This window comes from Brevundimonas sp. Root1279, assembly GCF_001425945.1.
Classification (GTDB): Bacteria; Pseudomonadota; Alphaproteobacteria; order Caulobacterales; family Caulobacteraceae; genus Brevundimonas.
Genome location: NZ_LMEB01000005.1, coordinates 402087 through 421054, shown reverse-complemented (window position 1 = coordinate 421054; position 18968 = coordinate 402087). Strand labels below are relative to the sequence as shown.

Genomic DNA, 18968 nt, shown 5'->3' with positions numbered 1-18968 from the left:
GGCAGTTGATCCCACCTCCGACCCGGGCGGATGCTGTGCATCCTCCGCTATTTCGATCTTCGTTCGAGGCGATGCTTTTCCGGCATCGCCTTTTTTCATGCCCCAAGGCGGCCGGCCTGCCCGGACGCCGAATTGTCATTCCTGGAGGCGTCCATGACCAAGCGAGCAGCCCTCAAGCGCCAGACCCGCGAAATGTCGCGCGAGCACGGCGTTCTCGATTCCCGGCAATTCACCGAGGATTCGAAAGTCCGGCGGTTGCCTCAGCATGCAGGCTGGTCGCCCCACCCCTCGAACGACGATCGGGACCAGGCCTACCTCAAGACGCTGAAGCCGAAATCGGAAGGCCAGGCCGAGTTGATGACGATGATCGATCATCACAACCTGGTCCTCGCCCTCGGTCCCGCGGGCACCGGGAAGACCTATCTGGCCGTCGCCAAGGCGGTGGAGGCCCTGGAGGCCGGCAAGGTCGGACGCATCGTCCTGTCCCGCCCCGCCGTCGAGGCCGGCGAGTCGATCGGCTTCCTGCCCGGCGACATGGAGGACAAGCTCGCCCCCTACCTGCGCCCGCTCTACGACGCCCTGTCCGACCGCCTCAGCATGAAGCGGGTCAAGGCGCTGATGGCCGAGGGCCTGATCGAGATCGCCCCCATCGGCTACATGCGCGGCCGCACCCTGAACAACGCCTTCATCGTCGTCGATGAGGCCCAGAACTGCACCTATGTGCAGCTCAAGATGCTGCTGACCCGCCTCGGCTGGCACTCGACCATGGTGGTCACCGGCGACCCGCAGCAGTCTGACCTGCTGCCGGGCATCTCCGGCCTGGCTGACATCGCCGAACGGCTGACCGCTGTGCCGGACATCGCCGTCGTCAAGCTGGCCGAGCGCGACATCGTCCGTCACCCGCTGGTCGCCTCGATGATCGGGGTGCTCTGAACCTCACCGACAGAGCAAAATAGAAGGGGCGGCGGGTCGAGCCCGCCGCCCCGTTTTTTTCGTCTGGCGTCGTCCCGCCCCTAGATCAGGTCGGTGACCTTCGGCCGCTCGGCGACCGGAACCGCCTTCGGCTTGGCCCCCATCCGATCGATCAGGGCGAAGACGAACGGGTTCAACGAGATCGAGAGAAGGGCCGCCGCCAGGATCAGGTCATGCGTCTCGCGGCTCAACACCCCTTCGGTCACGCCCAGGGCGGCGAGGATGAAACTGAACTCGCCAATCTGGGCGAGCGACGCGGCGACTGTCAGGCCGGTGGCCTTGTCCAGCTTGAACATGCCGGTGATGGCCAGGGCGGCCACTGACTTGCCGATAATGACGATGCCCAGAACGCCCAGCACCGCCAGCGGCTGGCGCACCAGGATCGTCGGATCGAACAGCATGCCAACCGACACGAAGAACAGCACCGCGAAGGCGTCGCGCAGCGGCAGCGATCGCTCGGCCGCATTGTGCCCCAGCGGCGAGCTGTTCAGCACCAGTCCCGCCAGGAACGCCCCCAGGGCGAAGGAGTGGAACAGGTAGAAGGCGATCCAGGCGATGCCCAGGGCGATGGCGAGCACGCCCAGGGTGAACAGCTCGCGCGACCGCGTATGGGCGATGCGGATCAACAGCCACGGCAGCACCTTGCCGCCCACCACCAGCATCCCGCAGACGAAGGCGGCGACCTTCAGCAGGGTCCAGCCGATGCTGATGGCGACCTGCTGGCCGTCGACCACCTCGCCGGCCTTGGTCAGGACCATGGGCAGCATGACCAGGGCGATGACGATCACCAGGTCCTCGACGATCAGCCAGCCGACCGCGATGCGCCCGACCTCGCCCTTGTTCTGCTTGCGCTCCTCGAGCGCCCGCATCAGCACGACGGTGGAAGCAACCGACAGAGCGAAGCCCATCAGCAGGGCCTCGACGTCGCTCATGCCCAAGGCGAACCGGCCCAACAGCCAGCCCATGCCCGTCGCCGCGCCGATCTGCACCAGGGCGCCGGGCACCGCCACCTTGCGCACCTGCATCAGATCCTTGGGCGAGAAATGCAGCCCGACCCCGAACATCAGCAGGATGACGCCGATCTCGGCCAGTTGGGGCGCCAGCTCCGTATCCGCGACGAAACCGCCCGTGTAGGGGCCGACCACGACTCCCGCCAGCAGATAGCCGACCAACGGCGACAGCCGCAGCCTGTTGGCGATCATCCCAAGCACGAACGCCAGCACGAAGCCGCCGACCAGGGTCGATATCAGGGTGGTGGCGTGGCCGTCGGCAGGCGGCATCGGCGCTCCTTTGCGTGCGGGGAAGTCCTTGCGGTGCGGAAGCGTCACACTTGGGGCGCCGAGGCCCGCGGGGCAACCTCGGATCGACGTCCGCGACCCCATGACCGTAACAAGGCCCTTCGCGCGAGGGGCCGGGACTGCTAACCGGGCTAACTCACTTTTCAGCGAACCGAATGAAAATCCCCCGCATCGCCTACGCCGCCTACGGCTTCGCCCTTCTCGTCATCGTCATCGACCAGTTGACCAAGGCCTGGGTGCTGTCCGGCATCGACCTGCGCGAGGTCGGCCGCGTGCTGGTCTGGCCGCCGATCTTCAACTTCACCTGGGTCGAGAACCGCGGCGTCAGCTTCGGCCTGTTCGGCGACGGCTCGGCCCGCTGGATGCTCAGCGCCTTCTCGCTGGGCGTCGCCGGCGTGCTCGCCTGGTGGGCGACCCGCGCCGACCGCCGGATGCTGATCACGGCCATCGGCCTCGTCATGGGCGGCGCCATCGGTAATGTGATCGACCGCATTCGTTTCGGCTTCGTGGTCGATTTCCTCGACTTCTCCGGCACCGGCGTTTTCCCCTGGGTGTTCAATGTCGCCGACGCCGCCATCACCGTCGGCGTCGTTCTCCTTGTCGCCGACAGCCTGCTGGCTGAGCGCGCCGCCAAGGTTGGCGTCGCCGCTGAAAAGTCGTAATCAACCGCTTCCTCTAAGGTTTATGCGTGCGCCCCACGGCGCAGCTCATTCGAGATTGCCCATGCGCTTTAACCGCACCGCCGTCCTTCTGACTCTGGCCGCTTCGAGCCTCGCGCTCGGCGCCTGCAGCAGCCTCCAGCAGAACATCGGCCTGACCAAGGTGACTCCCGACGAGTTCCTGACCGTCTCGACCGCTCCGCTGACCGTGCCGCCGGAGTACGGCCTGCGTCCGCCGGCGCCGGGCCAGCCGCGCCCGCAAGAACTGGCGCCGGAATCGGCCGCCCGACAGATCCTGCTCGGTCAGCGCCAGGCCGTGACCCGCTCGCCCGGCGAGCAGGTGCTGGTGGCCCAAGCCGGCGGCGACCGCGCCGATCCCCTGGCTCGCTACGTCGTCGACGACGAGTTCGGCGACCTGACGCACAAGGAAGAAGGCTGGGCCGACCGGATCATGTTCTGGCGCAGCGACGACACCGCCTCGCAGGCGCCGACCACGACCCAGACCGCCTCGGGCGCCGTGACCATCGACGCCGCCAGCGAGTACGCTCGTATGCAGGCCCTCACCGGCGGCAACACCGGCATCACGATCGCGCCGCGCCGCGACTCGGGCTTCAAACTCCCGGGCCTCTAGGCGTTTCGAAATATCGGGAAAGGCCCGGTCGCTGCGGCGGCCGGGCCTTTTTCGTTTCAGGCCTTGGCGGCCCCGGCCCTCAGGCCCCGCTCGGCCAGGGCGACGAGCGCCACGCCGCCCATGGTCAGGGCCGCGCCGGACAAGATCTGGGGCGTCAGGACATCGCCCATGAAGCTCCAGCCGATGAGGATCGACACGACCGGAGTCGCCAGCAGATAGGGCGTCACCCGCCCCGCCTCGCGCTTCTGGACCAGCCAGAAGACCAGGGTCGTGGCCAGGACGGATGAGACCAGCCCCGCCCAGATCACGCACGCCCACACCAGGGCGTCCGCGCGCTGCACCGCCTCCCACTGCCCGTGCTCGAAGAAGGCCGAGCCCAACGCCAGGGTGGGCAGCGCCACCAGGGCCAGCAGGCCCTGCATCTTCAGCGGAGGGATCGAGGTCGTGCGCCGGGCGATCACCGTGGTCATGGCCCAGGCCGAACACGCGGCTGTGGCGACAAGGATGGCCTTCCAGTCGGCGAACGCATGCGCGTCCAGCGTCATCCACGCCACGCCGGCGAAGGCCACGGCCATGCCCGCCAGCGCCGGCTTGGTCAGCTTCTCGCCCAACAGCAGGAAGGCGAAGAGGGCGGTGAAGGGGATCCACAGCTGCGACGCCACCGACACCGGGCTGACGTCCTGCGCCATGGCGAAGGCCAGATAGATCAGGGCGTAATGGATTGGCCCGCCCAGGACCACGATCAACAACAGGCTCTTCCAGTTCGGGAACGGCCGGCGGACGAACGGGAACAGGCAGGCCGCCGCCACGAGGAACCTCAGGCTTCCCATCAACAGCGGCGGCAGGGTCTCTGTGGCCAGCTTGGCGGCGGCGTTGTTGACGCCCCAGATCACCACGATCGCCACGATGGCGGCGATCTCGACGAGGGTCAGAGGACTGTGCGGCTTGTCGGGAGTGATCACCCTCCCCGCTTAGCTCGTGCGGCGTGCCGGGGCGAGCCGACAGGCGACACTTTGCATTTCCAAATGTGGCTCAGAGGGCCGGCTTGAACAGCATCAGGATGTAGATGCCGATCACCGCCGCGAAGGCTGGCCAGCCGAGGGCGAACCAGATCCAGTACAGCCGATCATAGCCGGGCGGGAGGTCTTCGCCCGCTTCGGACGCGGCCTCGGCCAGGCGCGCCATGCGCATCTGGATCCACACCACGGGCAGCCAGCAAAGGCCGGTAAAGCCGTAGAGAACGTAGGTCGCCAGCAGCCAGGGCTCGGTCAGGCTCCAGCCCTGCGCATGGATCAGCCACAGGCCGGACAGCGGCTGCACCACGACGGCGGTGGCGGTGAACAGGAAGTCAGCGACCACGACGATGCGGCCGACATCGGCCACCGTCCGAGCACTCCGCGACCGTGTCGCCCAGACCATGAAGAAGGCGATGCCCAGCCCGGTGCCGAACAGCACGGCGCCCGACAGAACATGGGCCAGCTTCACCACCGCATCGATCATCGCCGCGCCCCCGTCGCCGCCACGAACAGGCACAGCGCCATGCCCGGCACGACCTTCAGCCAGGGCCCGAGCGGATCGAGCCAGTAGTGCGGCAGCAGCACCGTCCCGGCCAAGAGATAGGTCAGCGTGACGGTGATCATCCCCATCGCCGCCCGGGCCGTCCACGGCCGGACCAGCAGCGCCATGCCCAGGGCGATGTCCACCACGGCGCCGCCACCTGCGACCAGCACGCCGGCACGCCCGTGCAGGCCGCCTTCGGCGAGGACCGCCAGCGACCGCTCCCAGCCGGCGCCGAAGGTGATCAGGCCGCTCAGGGTCCAGAACAGGCTCAGCGCCACGATGGCGATCGGCCGCACAAACCACAGGCGCGCGTGCCAGACGTCTTGGACGGAGGCGGGATGGCGCGACAGATGCCGGGCCAGCGTCTGCGGCCGCACGCCGAGCCTTTCGACCCAGATATCAGGGTCCCCCTCGACGTCGTGGTTCATCTGCCGCAGCGCCGTCGTCCGCAGGGGCGACGGCCAGCCGAGGCGGCCCGCAAGGTCGCCGAGCGCCAGCACCGGGGCGGCCAGGAATGCAGGGATACGCAGGATCGGCGCGGGCTTGAGGCCGAGCCAGCCGCGATAGAGCCGCAGCAGTTCATCCTGGCTCAGGCTTTCGGGCCCGGCGACATCGAACCGCTCACGCGACGGCGCCCCGGCCTCCAGCCCCGCCACGATCGCCGCGCACAGATCCTCCATCGCCACCGGACGGAAGCGCTGCCCCCCGCCGATCACCGGCATCGCCAGCGGGAAGGCCGCCATGGCCCGGATCAGCCCGGTCCCGCCGAACACCGACCGCGCCACGACCAGCGAGGGCCGCAGGACCAGCCAATCCAGCGCGCTCGCCTCGAGGGCCAGTTCTGTCTGTTGCTTGGTGCGGGCGTAGTGCGTGCCGGCCGCCTCCTCGGCGCCGACCGCCGACAGATGCACGAGCCGCTTCACGCCTTGCGCTTCACAAGCGGCGATCAAGGCGCGGGGGCCAGCGACGTGGGCGATCTCGGTGCTGTCGCCGCCGCCATCCTGCAGGACGCCTACACAGTTGACCACTGCGTCGACCCCGCTCAACAGCGCCGACCAGTCCTCGGCGCGGACCAGGCGTTGGAAGTCCGCGTCCACCCACTCATGCGCAGGTGCGCGCAGGGCCGCGCCGCCGGGGTCGCGCGCGCCGGCTCGGACCTCCCATCCCGCTTCCGCCAGGGCGGCCGCGGCATGGGATCCGATAAAGCCGTTCGCCCCCAGAACGAGGACGCGGCGTGCGGACGACATAGGCCCGCCTCGTCGATTAGAACGGAATGTCGTCGTTCAGGTCGTAGCTTTCCTTCGGCCCGCTCGGCTTGTTGGCGCCGCCGGTGGAGAAGCCCGAGGAGTAGTCGTCGTCGCCGCCACGCGGCGAGGAGGCGCCGCCGCCGTCACGGCCGCCCAGCATGGTCAGTTCGCCGCGGAACTTCTGCAGCACGATCTCGGTGGAGTATTTCTCGACGCCGTTCTGCTCGTATTTGCGGGTCTGCAGCGAGCCCTCGATGTAAACGGTCGAGCCCTTCTTCAGATAGTTCTCAGCGACCTTCACGATGTTCTCGTTGAAGATCACCACACGGTGCCACTCGGTCTTTTCCTTGCGCTCGCCGGTGGCCTTGTCGCGCCACTGCTCCGAGGTCGCCAGGGACAGGTTGGCGACGCGCTCGCCCGAGTTGAGGGTGCGGATTTCCGGGTCCTTGCCCAGGTTTCCGACCAGAATGACCTTGTTGACGCTGCCCGCCATCGCCGGGTGTCCTTGTTCTTGTTGTTGTGGCTCGAAGCGCGTCAGGCGCGCCCTCGCCGGGAATGGTTTGGCCGCAACCTAGCGGATCGCGCACCGATGTTCCAGTTTTGTTCGCTACTGACCCGCGGCGGGCGCCGTGTTCGCCGGCTCGACGGGCGCGGCCACTCCCACGGGACGCCCCGATTCGTCTCGTGTGATCGCGCCGGGCACCGCCAGGCGACCGTCGCCCGTTCGGGCCAGCAGGATGAATCGCGAGCCGTCGAGCGACTTGCCAATCCACACGCCCTCGCGATCGATGAAGATGAACTGGCCCTGATAGGCCCCGGTCACCTCCTGGCGGGTGCCGCCCTGGCGCAGGAAGCGCAGGCGCATCTCTTCCAGTCGCGCGGCGCAGTGTTCGATCTGCGGCTGGTTCTCGGCCAGCTTGTTGAACACCGGCGGTCCGCCGTTCTCGCCGCGTTCGACACCGAAGCAGACGCCCGGATCGAAGGGCGCCTTGTCGGCCTTGTCACAGGCGGCCAGGCCGGCCAGGCCGATACCCACGAACGAGAGGAGAAGTGCGCGTTTCATCAGCGGAGATCCGGGAACTGGCAGCTGCGATCCTGCTCGACGAGCGTGCGGAAGCGGTTGTTGTCCTGCGACTGCTCGACCCGGCGGGGCACGAGACGCAAGGTCGTGTTGCCCCAGCGGCCGTACAGGGCGTCGCCCGGGGTGACGCAAGTGCCGGCGTACAGGGCCTGGACGCAGGCGTTCAGGCTCATGCTCGACGACAGCGAACGCCAGTCGGAACCGGTGTGGCGCAGGCATTGCGCCGCGGCCGCCGTGGTCGGCTCCGGCGCGGCGACGTCAGGCGCCTCGGTCGCCGCAGGGGCTTCCGCTTCAGCCAGGTCCCCCGGGGCGCTCGGCGGCGGGGCGAACGAGGCGGTCGGGGCTGCCACAAGCGCGCCGGTTTCGTCGACGCCGACATCCAGGGCGTCCGTCGCCAGGCCGTTGCGGCGGGCGCAGTCAACCAGCGTCGCCATGCCCACGAACTGCCCATCCACATAGCAGCGCAGCTCGCGGGTCGTGTTCAGCTCAGGCGCATCCGCAACGTCGACCGTAAGGCCGCCTTGAGCGGCGGGCGGCGGCTCGGCGCTCTTCTTGCCCCCGGAGAAGATCAGGCCGATCGCAACGGCCGCCAATACGGCGACAGCGGCGCCGATAGCGATGAGGATCCGATTGTCCTTGGGCATGCAGGGCTCGCGTCGGTGGAAGACCCAATAACCCCGCTCGGGCCTGCGCCGTCAACGAACTTCGTGGCTAATCGCGCTATCCGCCAAGACGCGAGAGCGCCGCCTGATAATTGGCCAGCTGACTCGTCAGATACGCAGGAACGGGCCCGCTGGCGGCGGCCGTCGCGGCCGTCTTCGGGTCCAGGGCGCGATAGGCGTCTCGGACCGCCTTCATGGCCGCCTGCAGACGCTCGCCGGCGGCCTTGATGGACGCGGCGTCGTTGAGGTTGAGCGTCCGCGGCAGGTCCAGTCCAAAGGTCTTCACGGTGTCATCGCCCGTCGTGGGGCCGATATATCCTTGAGACAGCCCCAGGCCGGCCAGCGCGTCGCGGCCGGGCTCGCCTGCAGTGAGGATGGCCCCGTGAACGCCGTCCCGGGCCGTGATCGAAAGCCGCTGGACCCCCGCAAGCAGCGACTGCGCCGCCTGCCCGCCCTTCTGGGCCGTGGCCGATTCGGAGGCGATGGTGACCTTCAGCTTGCGGTTCGACGCCTGCTCGATCTTGCGCGCCAGAGTCTGGAGCGTATCGCGCGCGTCGATCGTCACCGCGATCGGCCGGCCTCCGTCGGCCGGCGAGATGTAGAACCGATCACCGGCTCGCAGCGAGGTCGCCGCGGTCAGCGTCTTCGAGTGCTGCTGGTCGATCTCGCCCTGCGGCAGGCCCAGGCGGTCGAGCACGCTGCTCCCGCCCGAAGCCACGGCCAGCGTCAGCGGCGCGGCCTTCTGGCCATCGCCCTGCCAGTCGCGCCGCCATTCGACGGCCCCCGTCGCCGGGTCGAGGCGCGCGAGGTAGGCGTTCGTCGGGTCAGTGTCCTTGGCCCCGACCGGGCGATCCGCGACGCCGGTCACCCAGACCTTGCCGTCGACGACCTTCACGTCCGCCGCCCCGTCGTCGCCGACGCCGCCGATGTAAGTCAGGCGCTCATTGGCGGAGGCGGCCAGGTCGCCTTCCAGGACGGCCACGAAGGCGTCCTTGCCGCCATGGTGGGCCGTGTTGACGGTATCGATGTCGAGCGAGTCGTTCCGAGTCGTTCCCGTGAGAATCACCTTCCCGCCGGAGACCGACAGGCCGGCGACCTCGCCGCTCGCCTCGCCCAGGTCCCGCGTCGCGGCCAGCGTCGGCTTGCCCGCTGCGTCGAGGGTGAACTGCCGGACCACCAGGCGGCCCGCCTCGACCCCAGCCGAGTAGAGATTGTTTCCGTCGACCGCGATGGCGCCGACGCCGTCTTCCGAGCTCGTGCCGAACTGGGAGACTCCTGCACTGGTCGCGACCAACGGGGCGTACTTGTGCGCCTGACTTTCGCTGAAGGCCTGGACGTAGCCGTCCCAGCCGCCCATCGCCCCGGCGCCGGGGATGGCGCTCTGCGCGCGACCGGCGACGTAGACGGTCCCGTTCGGGCCGAAGCTGACGGCCGTGGCCTCGTCGGCGGCGCGAGCGCCGCGACGCTGGGTCCAGAGCTCCTGCCCCTCGGCGTCGAACACCGTGACAAAGCTGTCCGCCGAGGTCGCCACATCCCCGGTCTTTCCGGGCTCAAGCGCGCCGGTCACCGAACCGGCCACGGCGACGCGGCCATCTGCATCGACGGCGATCGCATAGCCGCTCGCCGTCGAGGCCGCGCCCAGCGCCTTGGTTGAGATCACGCGCCCGCTCGAATCGAGGCGGATCAGGGCTACGTCGCGCTGACCCTTGATCGGCTGGTTGGCGGCGCCCGCATCGACGTCAGCGACCAACCACAACGACCCGTCCGGGCCGGTCGCGCTGGCCCGCACCGTCTCGACGCCCGGTGGCAGTGTCGATTGGCCGGCCCGGCCGTCGACCCACTGGGTCTCGCCGGCGCGGGCGATCGCCGCCGGGGCCGCGCCGCCGTCAGACTGGAATTTCAACACCTGGTGCCCGCCCGCCGTGCCGGCAGCCTGCACCACATAGACCGCATCACTCTTGGCCGAGGCGGCGAAGCCGACGGTCTCAGTCGACACGCCGCGGATTGCAAGGGCCCATTGGTCCGGCCCGGCCGGCAGGGTGACGGTCTTGCCGCCGACGGTCATCGTCTTCGGCTCCGCCTTGACCAGTTCGCGCCCGATGCGGGTCTCGACCCCCGCGTCCTTCAGATTGCCGTTGATGTGATCCAGCACGTTGGTCAGCGTCCGCGACGTTCCGCCCATCTCGGACAGATCGATCGACACGGTCGTCGTGCCCGTCGTCCGCCGCACAGTGATGTCGAACGCCACGGCCCCGCTGAACGCCGGGCTGACGGCATCGGGCGAGCCCTCGTGAACCGGCGCGGTGATGGAAACGGCGCTGTCGCGAGGAACGGCCGCGCTGGTCTTGCTGGTGGACACGGCCGTGCCCTGCGCCAGCCGAACGCCATCGAAGTCGGCCGACGAAAGCCAGGAGCCGACCTCCCCCAGTCCCGCGGCGAATCGCTTGTTGAGCTGGGTCAGTTCGAGCGCGCTCACACCTTTGGTGGCCGCCCGGTTGGCCAGGGCGTTCAGGGTGTCGAGGCCCTGATAGAGAGCGAAAAGCTTGCGGTAATCCGCCGACGCATTCTTCAGATCGAGTTGGGCGGCGGATTCATTGATGAAGCTGCGCCCGCCCATGGCGGCGCGAACGAGCGCGTCCTGCTTGGGCGCGACGACGCTCGTCGACCAGGGCGGCGTCGGCTGCTTCTTCGCGGCCTGCGCGAGGGCAGCCGTCGTCGTGGTGTCCAACGTCGTCGACGTCGACACCCCATAGAGACCAAGAAGGTAGCTGTTGCTGATCACACGGCGCTCCCGCCGTCAGTGTCGCCGATCGGACGTAACCAACCCTTAACAGCCGCGCCGGGACTCCGAACGCGACTCACGGAACAATGGCTTGCGGTGAGGGTTGAGCGCTCGCCGCTGAAGCAGGAGACGTGCGTCATGACTGCCTTCGTCCAAGCTCTCCGGTCGTTCCTGGCGCTATACGGTCTCGGCGACCGCGGCGTTCGGAGGCGGCCTTCGCCCGTGATTATCGGGCGTCCCTAGAGGGCTTAGCCGCCGCGGAACAGCGACAGGATGATCTGCGGCGCCTGGTTGGCGATAGACAGCGACTGCGCGCCAAGTTGCTGCTGAACCTGCAGGGCCTGCAGGCGCGCGCTTTCCTTCGCCAGGTCGGCGTCGACCAAGTTGCCGATCCCCGATTCCAGCGTGTCCACCAGCTTGGTGACGAACGTGTTGTGAGCTTCGATCTGCTTGGCTTGGGCGCCGATCTCGCCGAGCGAGGCGTTCAGTCGACCGATCGAGCTGTCGAGCCGGCTCAGCGCCTGGGTCGCGCCAGTCACAGTCAGCAGGCTGTCGGCGGTCGACACGCTCACGATGGCGCCACCGAGGGTCAGGTTCTTGGCCGATAGGGTCACGAACTGCGAGGCGTCGGCGTTGGCGAGGAATTTGATCCCTGAGGTCAGCGAGCCGTTCAGGATGTTGCCGCCATCGAAGGTGGCGTTCTGAACCGCCGAGGAGATCGCCTTCAGCAGGGCCTGGAAGTCGGCGTTCAGGAGCTGGCGCGACTGGGTGCCCAGCGACGTGTCCTTGGCCGCGACGACCTTTTCCTTGAGCTGGTTCAGCAGGTCGGAAACCGATTCGCCGGTCGACAGGGCGACATCGGCGATCGAGGTCGCACGATCCAGGCTCTGCTTGACGGCGCTGAGGGCCCCCACGTCGGCGCGCTGCTTCTGGGCGATCGCCCAGATGGCCGCATTGTCCTTGGCGCCCTGCACCTTCAGGCCGGTCGAGATCCGGCCCTGGACGTCGCCCAGACGGTCGTTGGTGCGCGTCAGGTTTTGCAGCGCGATCGCGGCGGAATTGTTGGTGTGGACGCTATTCGTCATCCGACTCAGCCCTTCAAGGTTTGGGCGAACCTAGGGGCCGAACCGTGCATGTATGGTTAACGACATAAGACATGCGCCAAATCCGCGCGGATCCCTCCTGCGCGGCTTACGCTTGAACACGCTGTTGCGTCAGGCCTTGGTGTCGATCACCGAGCCGGCGCTGTACTGAGCGGCTTGCATCAGGTCGATGACCTGTTCTCGCGGCAGCTGCTTGACGACCTCGCCGGTTATCCGATCGAGCGTCTTGTAGATGAACGATCCCGCATGAGGCCCTTCCTCGATCACGAGACGATAGCGAGCGGCCTGCTCGGCCTCCTGCGAGAACCGGGAGTCGTGGAAATCGCCGCTCGCGGTCGACGCGGCGGCGGGCTGAACGGCGACGGGGCCGATCGGAATGACTTTGGCGTTGTTTTGCATCTCTCCTTACGCCGCAAAACGGCGTCCCTATGAGAGGCCAGGCTCGGTCGGGCGGAGCCTTTCGGCTCCGCCCTTCCAGGCGTTCCTTAGCGGAACAGGCCGAGCAGCATGGAGGTCGAGGAGTTGGCGATCGACAGAGCCTGCACGCCGAGCTGTTGCTTGGTTTGCAGCGCTTGCAGTCGGGCGCTTTCCTTGGCCAGGTCGGCGTCCACCATGTTGCCGATACCCGACTCGATGGTGTCTTGCAGCTTGCCGACGAAGGTCAGGTGCGTGCCGAACGACTTGGAGCCGGTGCCCAGGCGAGCCAGGGAGGCCGAGACCTTGTCGATCGAGGCGTTGACCAGACCCAGGGCCGTGGTGGCCAGGGTCGAGGTGCCGATGGTGGTGGTGGCCGCGACGGTCACGTTGGCGCCACCCAGCGACAGGTTTTCACCCGCCACCTTGATGGTCGTGCCCGAGGTGTTGGCCAGGGCCTTGTAGCCGTTGGTGCCGGTCGAGTTGTCCAGCAGGTTCACGCCGTTGAACTTGGCGTTCGTAACCACGGTCGCGATCTGGTCGCGGATGGCCTTGAAGTCTTCGTTCAGAGCGGAGCGAGCCGAGGTGGTCAGGCTCTTGTCAGTGGCGGCGAGCGCCTTTTCCTTCATCTGGCTGAGCAGGTCGGAGACCGACTCGCCGGCCGAAAGGGCGACGTCCACGGCCGACTGGCCACGGTTCAGGCTGTCCTTGACCGCGTTCATCGCACCCAGTTCGGCGCGCTGGCCCTGGGCGATGGCGAAGATGGCGCCGTTGTCCTTGGCGGACGAAACAGCCTTGCCGGTGTTGATGCGGTTTTGAACCGTCTGCAGTTCCGAGTTGGTAACCGACAGGTTCTGGAGGGCGATCATCGCGCCCGCATTCGTGTTAACGCTGTTCAGCGCCATGGCACGTAGTCCTTCTTTCAAGGTGTCCGACGCCATTTTGGCTGCCGGGAGCATTTTGCTCGCTCCCCTCGCAGCAAGGACAGGACCACGGCCGACAACGGTATGCCAAAGACATTTCCGTTGATTTTTCTACGTTAGTTCCTGTTAAGCACGTCAGGCGCCCGGCAGATGTCGCCGCCTGGGCGGCAATTCCTGCCGGGCGCCCGGCATTGTTTGCCGTGTTCAGGGAAAGACGGACCGATCCAGCTCGAAATGCGGTCCGTCCCGCAGTCTGGACCAATCGCCGCCCCAGACGATCGCCGTGCCCTGTCGCTCGGCTGCGGCCTTGAACGCCCGGGCGATGCGCGGATAGAGCGGCCAATCCCAGCGCACTCTCCCATCGACGAACGCCGCCACGTCCACTGCGTGGCCGGTGAGGTGCCGGGAGTTCAGCGTACGACTGGCCCCCGCCCGCACAAGCGCGGCCTGGCGCTCCGGCGTCCGCAACCCTTCGGTAATCAGGAAGTCCACAGGCGACAGGGCGAGGGCCTCGCGAACCAGTGCAACGAGCTGGGGATGTACGCCTTCGAGATTCCGTAGCGACCGCTGCGACAGACGAAATCCCATCAGCGTCCCTCCCGTCCGAAGAACTGGCTTAAGCTGGTTCCGAGTTGTTGAGCCGTCGGCGCGACGAGGTAGAGCACCATCGTCAGGGCAAGAAGGCTCATCAGCCCTTGGGCCAGGGGCGCCACGGCCTCGTCCGGCAGTCGCTTGACGATCCTTTCCAGAAGCAGCCAGGCCCCTCCACTGCTGGCGAACACGTAGAGGCGACGCCAGAGCCAGAGTCCTTCGGGCAGACTCGCCCCCCGTCCCTGTTCCATGCTCATTCCTCCTTCTCCTGCGACCGACTTCGCCATTCGGACCGTCCCTCGCCGGCGTGCAGCCGAAGCTCCTCCTCACTGATCCGCCAGGGCCCTTCCCAGAGATCCTCTTCGGGAATAGCCACGTCCGCGTTTCTCGACACGTCAGCCATGGCCCTCATCCCGCCGCGATGATCCAGACGACGCCGGGCGCGCCGGGCCCGCCTGCGCCGCCGCCGGTCAGACCGGCGCCTCCGCCTCCGCCGCCGCCGCCAGCGCCGCCGCCCGATGCCCCATCAAAGCCGCTGCCAGCTGCGTTTGCGGCCCCGCCGCCGCCGCCGCCGCCGGCCCAATGCAGGTTGGGTTGAGGGGCGGCGGATCCGGATCCGCCGTTGGCCCCCACGCCGGACGCCCCGCCCGTCGCCTTGACCGCCAAGGCTCCGCCGTCGCCGCCCGCGCCTCCGTTGCGCGCGACCGAACTCGCGTCCAGGCCGCCACCAGCGCCGCCGCCTCCCGGCGCATCGGGCCGGTCAAATCCTTTCCCCGCAGCCCCGCCGGCGGTCACGCTGGACGCGCCTCCCCCATTGGAATTCGGTACGCCGGCGCCTCCGGCGCCCGCCGCTCCACCCGTCGCGCTCCCCAGGCCGCCACCTCCGCCGCCTGGAGAAATAAGGATGGCGATGCCCGCAGAGTAAACGGCCGACCCACCGCCCGCGCCTCCGGGATTCCCGGCACCTCCGGAACCAGCGGTTCCGACGGCGATAGACAATCCCGCCGTGAGCTCACTCGCGTTCCAGACAGCTCTAGCGACTCCGCCCGCGCCGCCGCCCCCGCCTCCGAAACGACTTCCCGATGCGCCATAGAAACCCGCGCCGCCGCCTCCGCCGCCGCCCACCGCCACGACTTCGATCGTCCTCGCCCAAGCCGGCGGCGAATAGCTCCCGCTGGCGGCCATAGTAGTCACGACGCGTCGATGGGCGCCGCGATCGAAGGCCATGCCACCAGTTGCGCAGTCCACCGACCAAGCCGACCGCCAGGTCACACCGTCGTCGCTGACTTTTAGCTGGAGGGTATTGTCCCCGACCAAGGCGAGTTCAGCCCGTCCCGCGTTCGCGGCCTGAAACAGAACACCGAGCCGATTCGAGGCCGCCTCCTTGTTCAGGATGATCTGCAGATCGCCGCTCCCATCGGCGCTGACGCTCCGCGCCGTCCACAGCGCGCTGTTGAGACAGGCGGCGAACGGCTGGGCGGCGCCGGTGAGGCCGAGCCCGAAGCTATCGATCCCCTGAAGCGAGTGCAGGCAATCACCGACCGAAGCCCAGCCTTCGCTGCTTCGCACCAACAGCTCGGCGCTGTCGGCGACAAAAACAACCATTCCAGGCGGAGGCTCAATCACGCTCCACGCGCCGAACTCGGCCCGTGCGAGAGAACCGGCAGGAAAGTCCGCCCACGCATCGCCGGACGCCCCCGACGGTATGAGATGCATGACGCCGTCTGGCGGCGACTCCGGCTGCACGTATACCGTCCGGCTTTCGACCCGGGCTTGCACGAAAGCGTCGAGACGCGTCAGCGCCTCGTTGACAGTGATGTGTTTCTGCAGCTGCCCGGCGGCAAGATACGGCAGGCCCAGCCGGGCGCTCTGTTGCTCACTCAATTCAGGTCTCCATTGTCGCTGGAGACAGCCTGACGCCACCCGAGACCTCGGCGCGTTTATGACGCTCGCCGAGCCTGCCAGGAGTTACATTTCAGACAGTTATGCGGAGAGAATGCTCGCCTTGATCCCGTTTGACGCGACCAGTGGGAACACCGTCAGTCGTGTAGATAGACCACGCGTTTCAGCTTGGGATTCCGCCGCATTTCCGCGACGTGCCGCTCATGCGCCCCTGAGGTGCGGGCGTCTCGCGCGCTCGCTTCAACCCAGTGAGTGGACTCAATATCTTGCTGCAGCGCACGTGCCGCCAGGAGGTGCCCCGGGAACAAGACGTCCGCGACGCTGGGGACGAAGTCCAGAAAGGGCACTTCCCCGACGGCGGTGACGAGGCTTTCGATTCCGAGGTAGCTCAGCATGCGGACCACGGCGCCGGGAGAAGCCTTGGCGCGCCCGGCCTGGACCAGCAGCCAGCCTGCCGCCCCGACCGTGTAGGCAGTGCCGACGATCGGCACCCAGGTCAGCAGGCCATCCATGCCGATGCCGAAGGGTCCAATACCGATGACACGGTCGGAGAGCTTCTTGACGCCCTCGACGTTGGCCCAGATTTTCTCGATGTCGCCGATCGTCCGTTTGGCCATGCCGCCCTCCAAGCGAGACCGTAACGCTCGATCAGGAGGGGCGTTCACCTGTCAGGTCAAGTCGACCGACCCTAGGTCGCAGCGGCGGCGATCGCGGCAAGGCGTTCGGCATGCCCGGCAGTCGGGAAATCCTGCGCGATCCACTCCGCCTCGAAGGCCTTCAGCAATCGGCCGGCTTCGGGGCCGGGCGCGACGCCCAGCTCAGCGAGGTCCTTGCCCCCGACCGGCAGCTTCGGCCTGACCCATTGGCCGGCCAGCGCTAGCAAACGACGCGCAGGGCCTTCGTCATTCGGCGACTGCGCCCACGCCAGCCGCACCGCGTCCTGCACCGCCCTTTCGCCGAGTCCGTACAGGATGACACGAGCGTCTCTCTCGCTCATCGACAGGCGCACCGCGGCCGTGGCCTGCGCCGCAGCCAAGAGGCGATCGCGCATGGCGTTCGAAAGCCTGAGGCTCGCCGACACGCGGCGAAGGCCGGCCTCTTCGGTCGGCAACAGCGCCAGGAGTCGGAGGGCGGGATCATCGGAAAGGCTGACCAAGTGCTCGAAGACGTCGGTCAGTTTCGCGTCGGGCAAGACCTGGGACAACACGCCGGCTTCCGCCATGGCGCGAAGCGCCGGCGTCGGATCCGGCGCCCCGAGAAGCTTCAGCAATTCGCTCGACACCCGCTCGGCAGACAGGCGCGTCATGCCCGGTGCCAGATCCCCGCACGCCGCCAGACCGTCTTGATCGATCTCGGTCCGTCCGTACCAGGCGAAGAAGCGGAAAAAGCGCAGGATTCGGAGGTAGTCCTCCCGAATGCGCGTCGCGGGGTCGCCCACGAAGACGATGCGCCCTGCTTCGGCGTCAGCGATCCCGGCGCCCGTCGGGTCGAACACCCGGCCATCGCCGTCGGCGTAGAGGGCGTTCAGACGGAAGTCGCGCCGCGCCGCGTCCTCAGACCAATCGTCCGTGAAGGCGACGGTGGCGTTGCGGCCATCGGTCGTCACGTCGCGACGGAGCGTCGTAATTTCGAAGGGGACGCCTTCAGCTACGGCGGTGACTGTACCGTGGGCGATACCGGTAGGAACGGATTTCAAGCCGCCGGCCTTCAGGGCCCGCTCAGTTTCTTCAGGCAGCAAGACTGTCGCGATATCGACGTCCTGTATCGGTCGCCCCATCAGCGCATTGCGCACACAGCCACCGACGAAGCGCGCGCAGCCCGAGCCGCCCGCGGCTTCGAGGACCGCGATCACGGCGCGGGTGTTGGAGGCCCGCAGCCACGGCTGATCCCTCAGCATCATCACGCCGCATCCCCCCTCGCCGGCTGCCGCGATTGACCCTCGTCGCCGTAGAGGCGGACACGCAGCGCGCGCAGGATTCCAGCGGTAGCGCCCCATATGTAGCGATCGGCCCACGGCATGGCCCAGAACCACCGCGGCGGCTGGCCGTCCCGCTCATAGAAATCGCGCTGATGGTTGGCGGGATCCATGAGGAAATCCCAGGGCGCTTCGAAGACTTCGGCTACCTCCTCCGGCGCCGGCGTGGTCACGGGCGGCTGCGCGAGCCAGGCGACGACCGGGGTGACGAGAAACCCGGTGACGGTCTCGTAGGGGTCGCTGAATCCGAGCGGTTCAACCTTGGACGGGTCCAGCGCCACCTCTTCGAACGCCTCCCGAAGGGCGGCCTGGACGGCCGTCTCTCCCGGATCGAGGCGGCCGCCGGGGAAGGCGATCTGACCGGTGTGGCTGGCCAGGCTGTCGGAGCGCCGGGTCATCAGGACCGTCGCGCCCTCCGGTCGGGCGATGATGGGAATGAGTACTGCGGCCGGCCGCAAGGGCTGGGACGAACGCCGGACGTCCGGGTTCAGATCAAAGTCGGAGCCCGGCGCCATCAGGTCGGGCGTCCACTGGTCGCTCGGGGTCAGGCGTTCTTTGAGCGTATGACGCAAGGTAATGAGGTTCATGAGGAGCCGGCCCCGGCCCGACCGAGCTCGAAGGTTTCGCCACCGGACCGAACGACGAGCCGTCCATCTTCGAGGGAGGCCATGTCCACCAATTCGTAAAAGACGGGTCGGGCGATGCGGGCCCACAGGTCACCACGCACGCGCACCCGCGGCGAAGGTTCTTCGCTTTCGCTGTCTGTTTCCACGACCAAGGGATTGTCAGACCCCGCCTCGACAGTGTCGCCCGTGTCCGTCGTAAACCTGAGGCCATTGCCGACCGTCTCCACCGCGACCGCACGGAACGGCAGGTCGTCGACCTGGATCAGCAGCTTCTCCACCGGCGTGACAAGATAGTAGCCGTCGGGATCCTTTCTGAGGACCGTTGAGAACAGGCGGACCAGCTCCGGTCGACGGATTGGCGAACCCTCATGCAGCCAGACACCGTCGGGACGGATGCGGATATCGATCGCGCCGCAGCTCGGCGGATTCCAGAGATGCACCGGCGGCAGGCCGCGCTCGGTCTGCTTCGCCGCCTCGGCGACGGCGGCCAGGGTTCCAGAGGGTGCGCCTGCGCGGGTCATGCCTCAAACCTAGGCGTCGGA

General features: G+C 67.8%; 21 protein-coding genes. 3 read left to right on the top strand and 18 right to left on the bottom strand.

Translation table 11 applies throughout. From position 1 onward, the window contains the following. Nucleotides 1-141 precede the first annotated feature (141 nt). Nucleotides 142-933, top strand: coding sequence for a PhoH family protein (locus tag ASC65_RS07905; RefSeq protein ID WP_156459593.1), 792 nt, complete (start codon nt 142-144; stop codon nt 931-933). An 80-nt stretch (nt 934-1013) separates the two neighbouring features. Here ASC65_RS07905 and ASC65_RS07900 read toward each other — a convergent pair whose 3' ends face one another. Then, on the bottom strand, nt 1014-2252 hold the full coding sequence (locus tag ASC65_RS07900; protein WP_056451383.1) for a cation:proton antiporter domain-containing protein: 1239 nt from the start codon (nt 2250-2252) through the stop codon (nt 1014-1016). A 173-nt stretch (nt 2253-2425) separates the two neighbouring features. On the opposite strand from ASC65_RS07900, the gene lspA reads away from it, so the two are divergent. Then, nucleotides 2426-2932 (top strand): signal peptidase II, encoded by a 507-nt coding sequence (lspA, locus tag ASC65_RS07895; protein WP_056451381.1) that lies wholly within the window; start codon nt 2426-2428, stop codon nt 2930-2932. A 61-nt stretch (nt 2933-2993) separates the two neighbouring features. Continuing rightward, nucleotides 2994-3560, top strand: coding sequence for a DUF3035 domain-containing protein (locus tag ASC65_RS07890; RefSeq protein ID WP_056451380.1), 567 nt, complete (start codon nt 2994-2996; stop codon nt 3558-3560). Between the two features lie 56 nt (nt 3561-3616). Here the strand turns inward: ASC65_RS07890 and ASC65_RS07885 are convergent, their stop codons facing one another. The 17 genes from ASC65_RS07885 to ASC65_RS07805 all read right to left on the bottom strand — a co-directional run bounded on the left by ASC65_RS07885 (nt 3617) and on the right by ASC65_RS07805 (nt 18947). Continuing rightward, nucleotides 3617-4522, bottom strand: a complete 906-nt coding sequence (locus ASC65_RS07885) for a DMT family transporter (RefSeq protein ID WP_056451378.1) — start codon at nt 4520-4522, stop codon at nt 3617-3619. A 70-nt stretch (nt 4523-4592) separates the two neighbouring features. Continuing rightward, complete coding sequence (locus tag ASC65_RS07880; protein WP_056451462.1) at nt 4593-5060, bottom strand: DUF2269 family protein; 468 nt, start codon at nt 5058-5060, stop codon at nt 4593-4595. Continuing rightward, nucleotides 5057-6367 carry an SDR family oxidoreductase gene (locus tag ASC65_RS07875; RefSeq protein ID WP_056451376.1) on the bottom strand — a complete coding sequence of 437 codons (1311 nt, stop codon included), beginning with the start codon at nt 6365-6367 and terminating at the stop codon, nt 5057-5059. Before ASC65_RS07875 ends, ASC65_RS07880 begins: the two co-directional genes overlap by 4 nt. Nucleotides 6368-6383: 16 nt before the next feature. Next, on the bottom strand, nt 6384-6860 hold the full coding sequence (gene ssb, locus ASC65_RS07870; RefSeq protein ID WP_056451374.1) for a single-stranded DNA-binding protein: 477 nt from the start codon (nt 6858-6860) through the stop codon (nt 6384-6386). A gap of 114 nt (nt 6861-6974) precedes the next feature. Next, nucleotides 6975-7430: a hypothetical protein gene (locus ASC65_RS07865; RefSeq protein WP_056451372.1), complete on the bottom strand. Its 456-nt coding sequence runs from the start codon at nt 7428-7430 to the stop codon at nt 6975-6977. Then, nucleotides 7430-8092: a hypothetical protein gene (locus ASC65_RS07860; RefSeq protein ID WP_056451370.1), complete on the bottom strand. Its 663-nt coding sequence runs from the start codon at nt 8090-8092 to the stop codon at nt 7430-7432. The genes ASC65_RS07865 and ASC65_RS07860 overlap by 1 nt, the downstream gene beginning before the upstream one ends. 76 nt (nt 8093-8168) lie before the next feature. Then, nucleotides 8169-10892 (bottom strand): hypothetical protein, encoded by a 2724-nt coding sequence (locus ASC65_RS07855; RefSeq protein WP_056451368.1) that lies wholly within the window; start codon nt 10890-10892, stop codon nt 8169-8171. Nucleotides 10893-11140: 248 nt separating this feature from the next. Continuing rightward, nucleotides 11141-11977 carry a flagellin gene (locus ASC65_RS07850; RefSeq protein WP_056451366.1) on the bottom strand — a complete coding sequence of 279 codons (837 nt, stop codon included), beginning with the start codon at nt 11975-11977 and terminating at the stop codon, nt 11141-11143. Between the two features lie 129 nt (nt 11978-12106). Continuing rightward, a complete protein-coding gene (locus tag ASC65_RS07845; protein WP_056451364.1) occupies nt 12107-12394 on the bottom strand; it encodes a flagellar protein FlaG in 288 nt (95 codons plus the stop codon). An 86-nt stretch (nt 12395-12480) separates the two neighbouring features. After that, nucleotides 12481-13314 (bottom strand): flagellin, encoded by an 834-nt coding sequence (locus ASC65_RS07840; RefSeq protein WP_056451362.1) that lies wholly within the window; start codon nt 13312-13314, stop codon nt 12481-12483. Nucleotides 13315-13536: 222 nt separating this feature from the next. Continuing rightward, complete coding sequence (locus tag ASC65_RS07835; RefSeq protein ID WP_056451360.1) at nt 13537-13920, bottom strand: M15 family metallopeptidase; 384 nt, start codon at nt 13918-13920, stop codon at nt 13537-13539. Next, entirely contained in the window at nt 13920-14180 is a 261-nt protein-coding gene (locus tag ASC65_RS07830; protein ID WP_235561432.1) for a hypothetical protein, read from the bottom strand. Before ASC65_RS07830 ends, ASC65_RS07835 begins: the two co-directional genes overlap by 1 nt. A 151-nt stretch (nt 14181-14331) precedes the next feature. Further along, nucleotides 14332-15807 (bottom strand): DUF2793 domain-containing protein, encoded by a 1476-nt coding sequence (locus ASC65_RS17720; protein WP_082525926.1) that lies wholly within the window; start codon nt 15805-15807, stop codon nt 14332-14334. A gap of 155 nt (nt 15808-15962) precedes the next feature. Then, nucleotides 15963-16442: a DUF4112 domain-containing protein gene (locus ASC65_RS07820; protein WP_056451356.1), complete on the bottom strand. Its 480-nt coding sequence runs from the start codon at nt 16440-16442 to the stop codon at nt 15963-15965. Nucleotides 16443-16513: 71 nt separating this feature from the next. Next, on the bottom strand, nt 16514-17725 hold the full coding sequence (locus tag ASC65_RS07815) for a CCA tRNA nucleotidyltransferase (protein ID WP_156459587.1): 1212 nt from the start codon (nt 17723-17725) through the stop codon (nt 16514-16516). Then, the gene (locus ASC65_RS07810) at nt 17725-18387 is read right to left on the bottom strand and encodes a CoA pyrophosphatase (protein ID WP_056451355.1); all 663 of its coding nucleotides are present in this window, start codon (nt 18385-18387) and stop codon (nt 17725-17727) included. The genes ASC65_RS07815 and ASC65_RS07810 overlap by 1 nt, the downstream gene beginning before the upstream one ends. Next, nucleotides 18384-18947: a DUF1285 domain-containing protein gene (locus tag ASC65_RS07805; protein ID WP_056451353.1), complete on the bottom strand. Its 564-nt coding sequence runs from the start codon at nt 18945-18947 to the stop codon at nt 18384-18386. Before ASC65_RS07805 ends, ASC65_RS07810 begins: the two co-directional genes overlap by 4 nt. Between the last annotated feature and the right edge of the window lie 21 nt (nt 18948-18968).

Coding starts and splice junctions, on each gene's coding strand:
- ASC65_RS07900 (WP_056451383.1), bottom strand. CDS start 2,252: ATGCCGCCTGCCGACGGCCACGCCACCACCCTGATATCGACCCTGGTC.
- lspA (WP_056451381.1), top strand. CDS start 2,426: ATGAAAATCCCCCGCATCGCCTACGCCGCCTACGGCTTCGCCCTTCTC.
- ASC65_RS07890 (WP_056451380.1), top strand. CDS start 2,994: ATGCGCTTTAACCGCACCGCCGTCCTTCTGACTCTGGCCGCTTCGAGC.
- ASC65_RS07880 (WP_056451462.1), bottom strand. CDS start 5,060: ATGATCGATGCGGTGGTGAAGCTGGCCCATGTTCTGTCGGGCGCCGTG.
- ASC65_RS07875 (WP_056451376.1), bottom strand. CDS start 6,367: ATGTCGTCCGCACGCCGCGTCCTCGTTCTGGGGGCGAACGGCTTTATC.
- ssb (WP_056451374.1), bottom strand. CDS start 6,860: ATGGCGGGCAGCGTCAACAAGGTCATTCTGGTCGGAAACCTGGGCAAG.
- ASC65_RS07865 (WP_056451372.1), bottom strand. CDS start 7,430: ATGAAACGCGCACTTCTCCTCTCGTTCGTGGGTATCGGCCTGGCCGGC.
- ASC65_RS07860 (WP_056451370.1), bottom strand. CDS start 8,092: ATGCCCAAGGACAATCGGATCCTCATCGCTATCGGCGCCGCTGTCGCC.
- ASC65_RS07850 (WP_056451366.1), bottom strand. CDS start 11,977: ATGACGAATAGCGTCCACACCAACAATTCCGCCGCGATCGCGCTGCAA.
- ASC65_RS07845 (WP_056451364.1), bottom strand. CDS start 12,394: ATGCAAAACAACGCCAAAGTCATTCCGATCGGCCCCGTCGCCGTTCAG.
- ASC65_RS07840 (WP_056451362.1), bottom strand. CDS start 13,314: ATGGCGCTGAACAGCGTTAACACGAATGCGGGCGCGATGATCGCCCTC.
- ASC65_RS07835 (WP_056451360.1), bottom strand. CDS start 13,920: ATGGGATTTCGTCTGTCGCAGCGGTCGCTACGGAATCTCGAAGGCGTA.
- ASC65_RS07830 (WP_235561432.1), bottom strand. CDS start 14,180: ATGAGCATGGAACAGGGACGGGGGGCGAGTCTGCCCGAAGGACTCTGG.
- ASC65_RS07820 (WP_056451356.1), bottom strand. CDS start 16,442: ATGGCCAAACGGACGATCGGCGACATCGAGAAAATCTGGGCCAACGTC.
- ASC65_RS07815 (WP_156459587.1), bottom strand. CDS start 17,725: ATGATGCTGAGGGATCAGCCGTGGCTGCGGGCCTCCAACACCCGCGCC.
- ASC65_RS07810 (WP_056451355.1), bottom strand. CDS start 18,387: ATGAACCTCATTACCTTGCGTCATACGCTCAAAGAACGCCTGACCCCG.
- ASC65_RS07805 (WP_056451353.1), bottom strand. CDS start 18,947: ATGACCCGCGCAGGCGCACCCTCTGGAACCCTGGCCGCCGTCGCCGAG.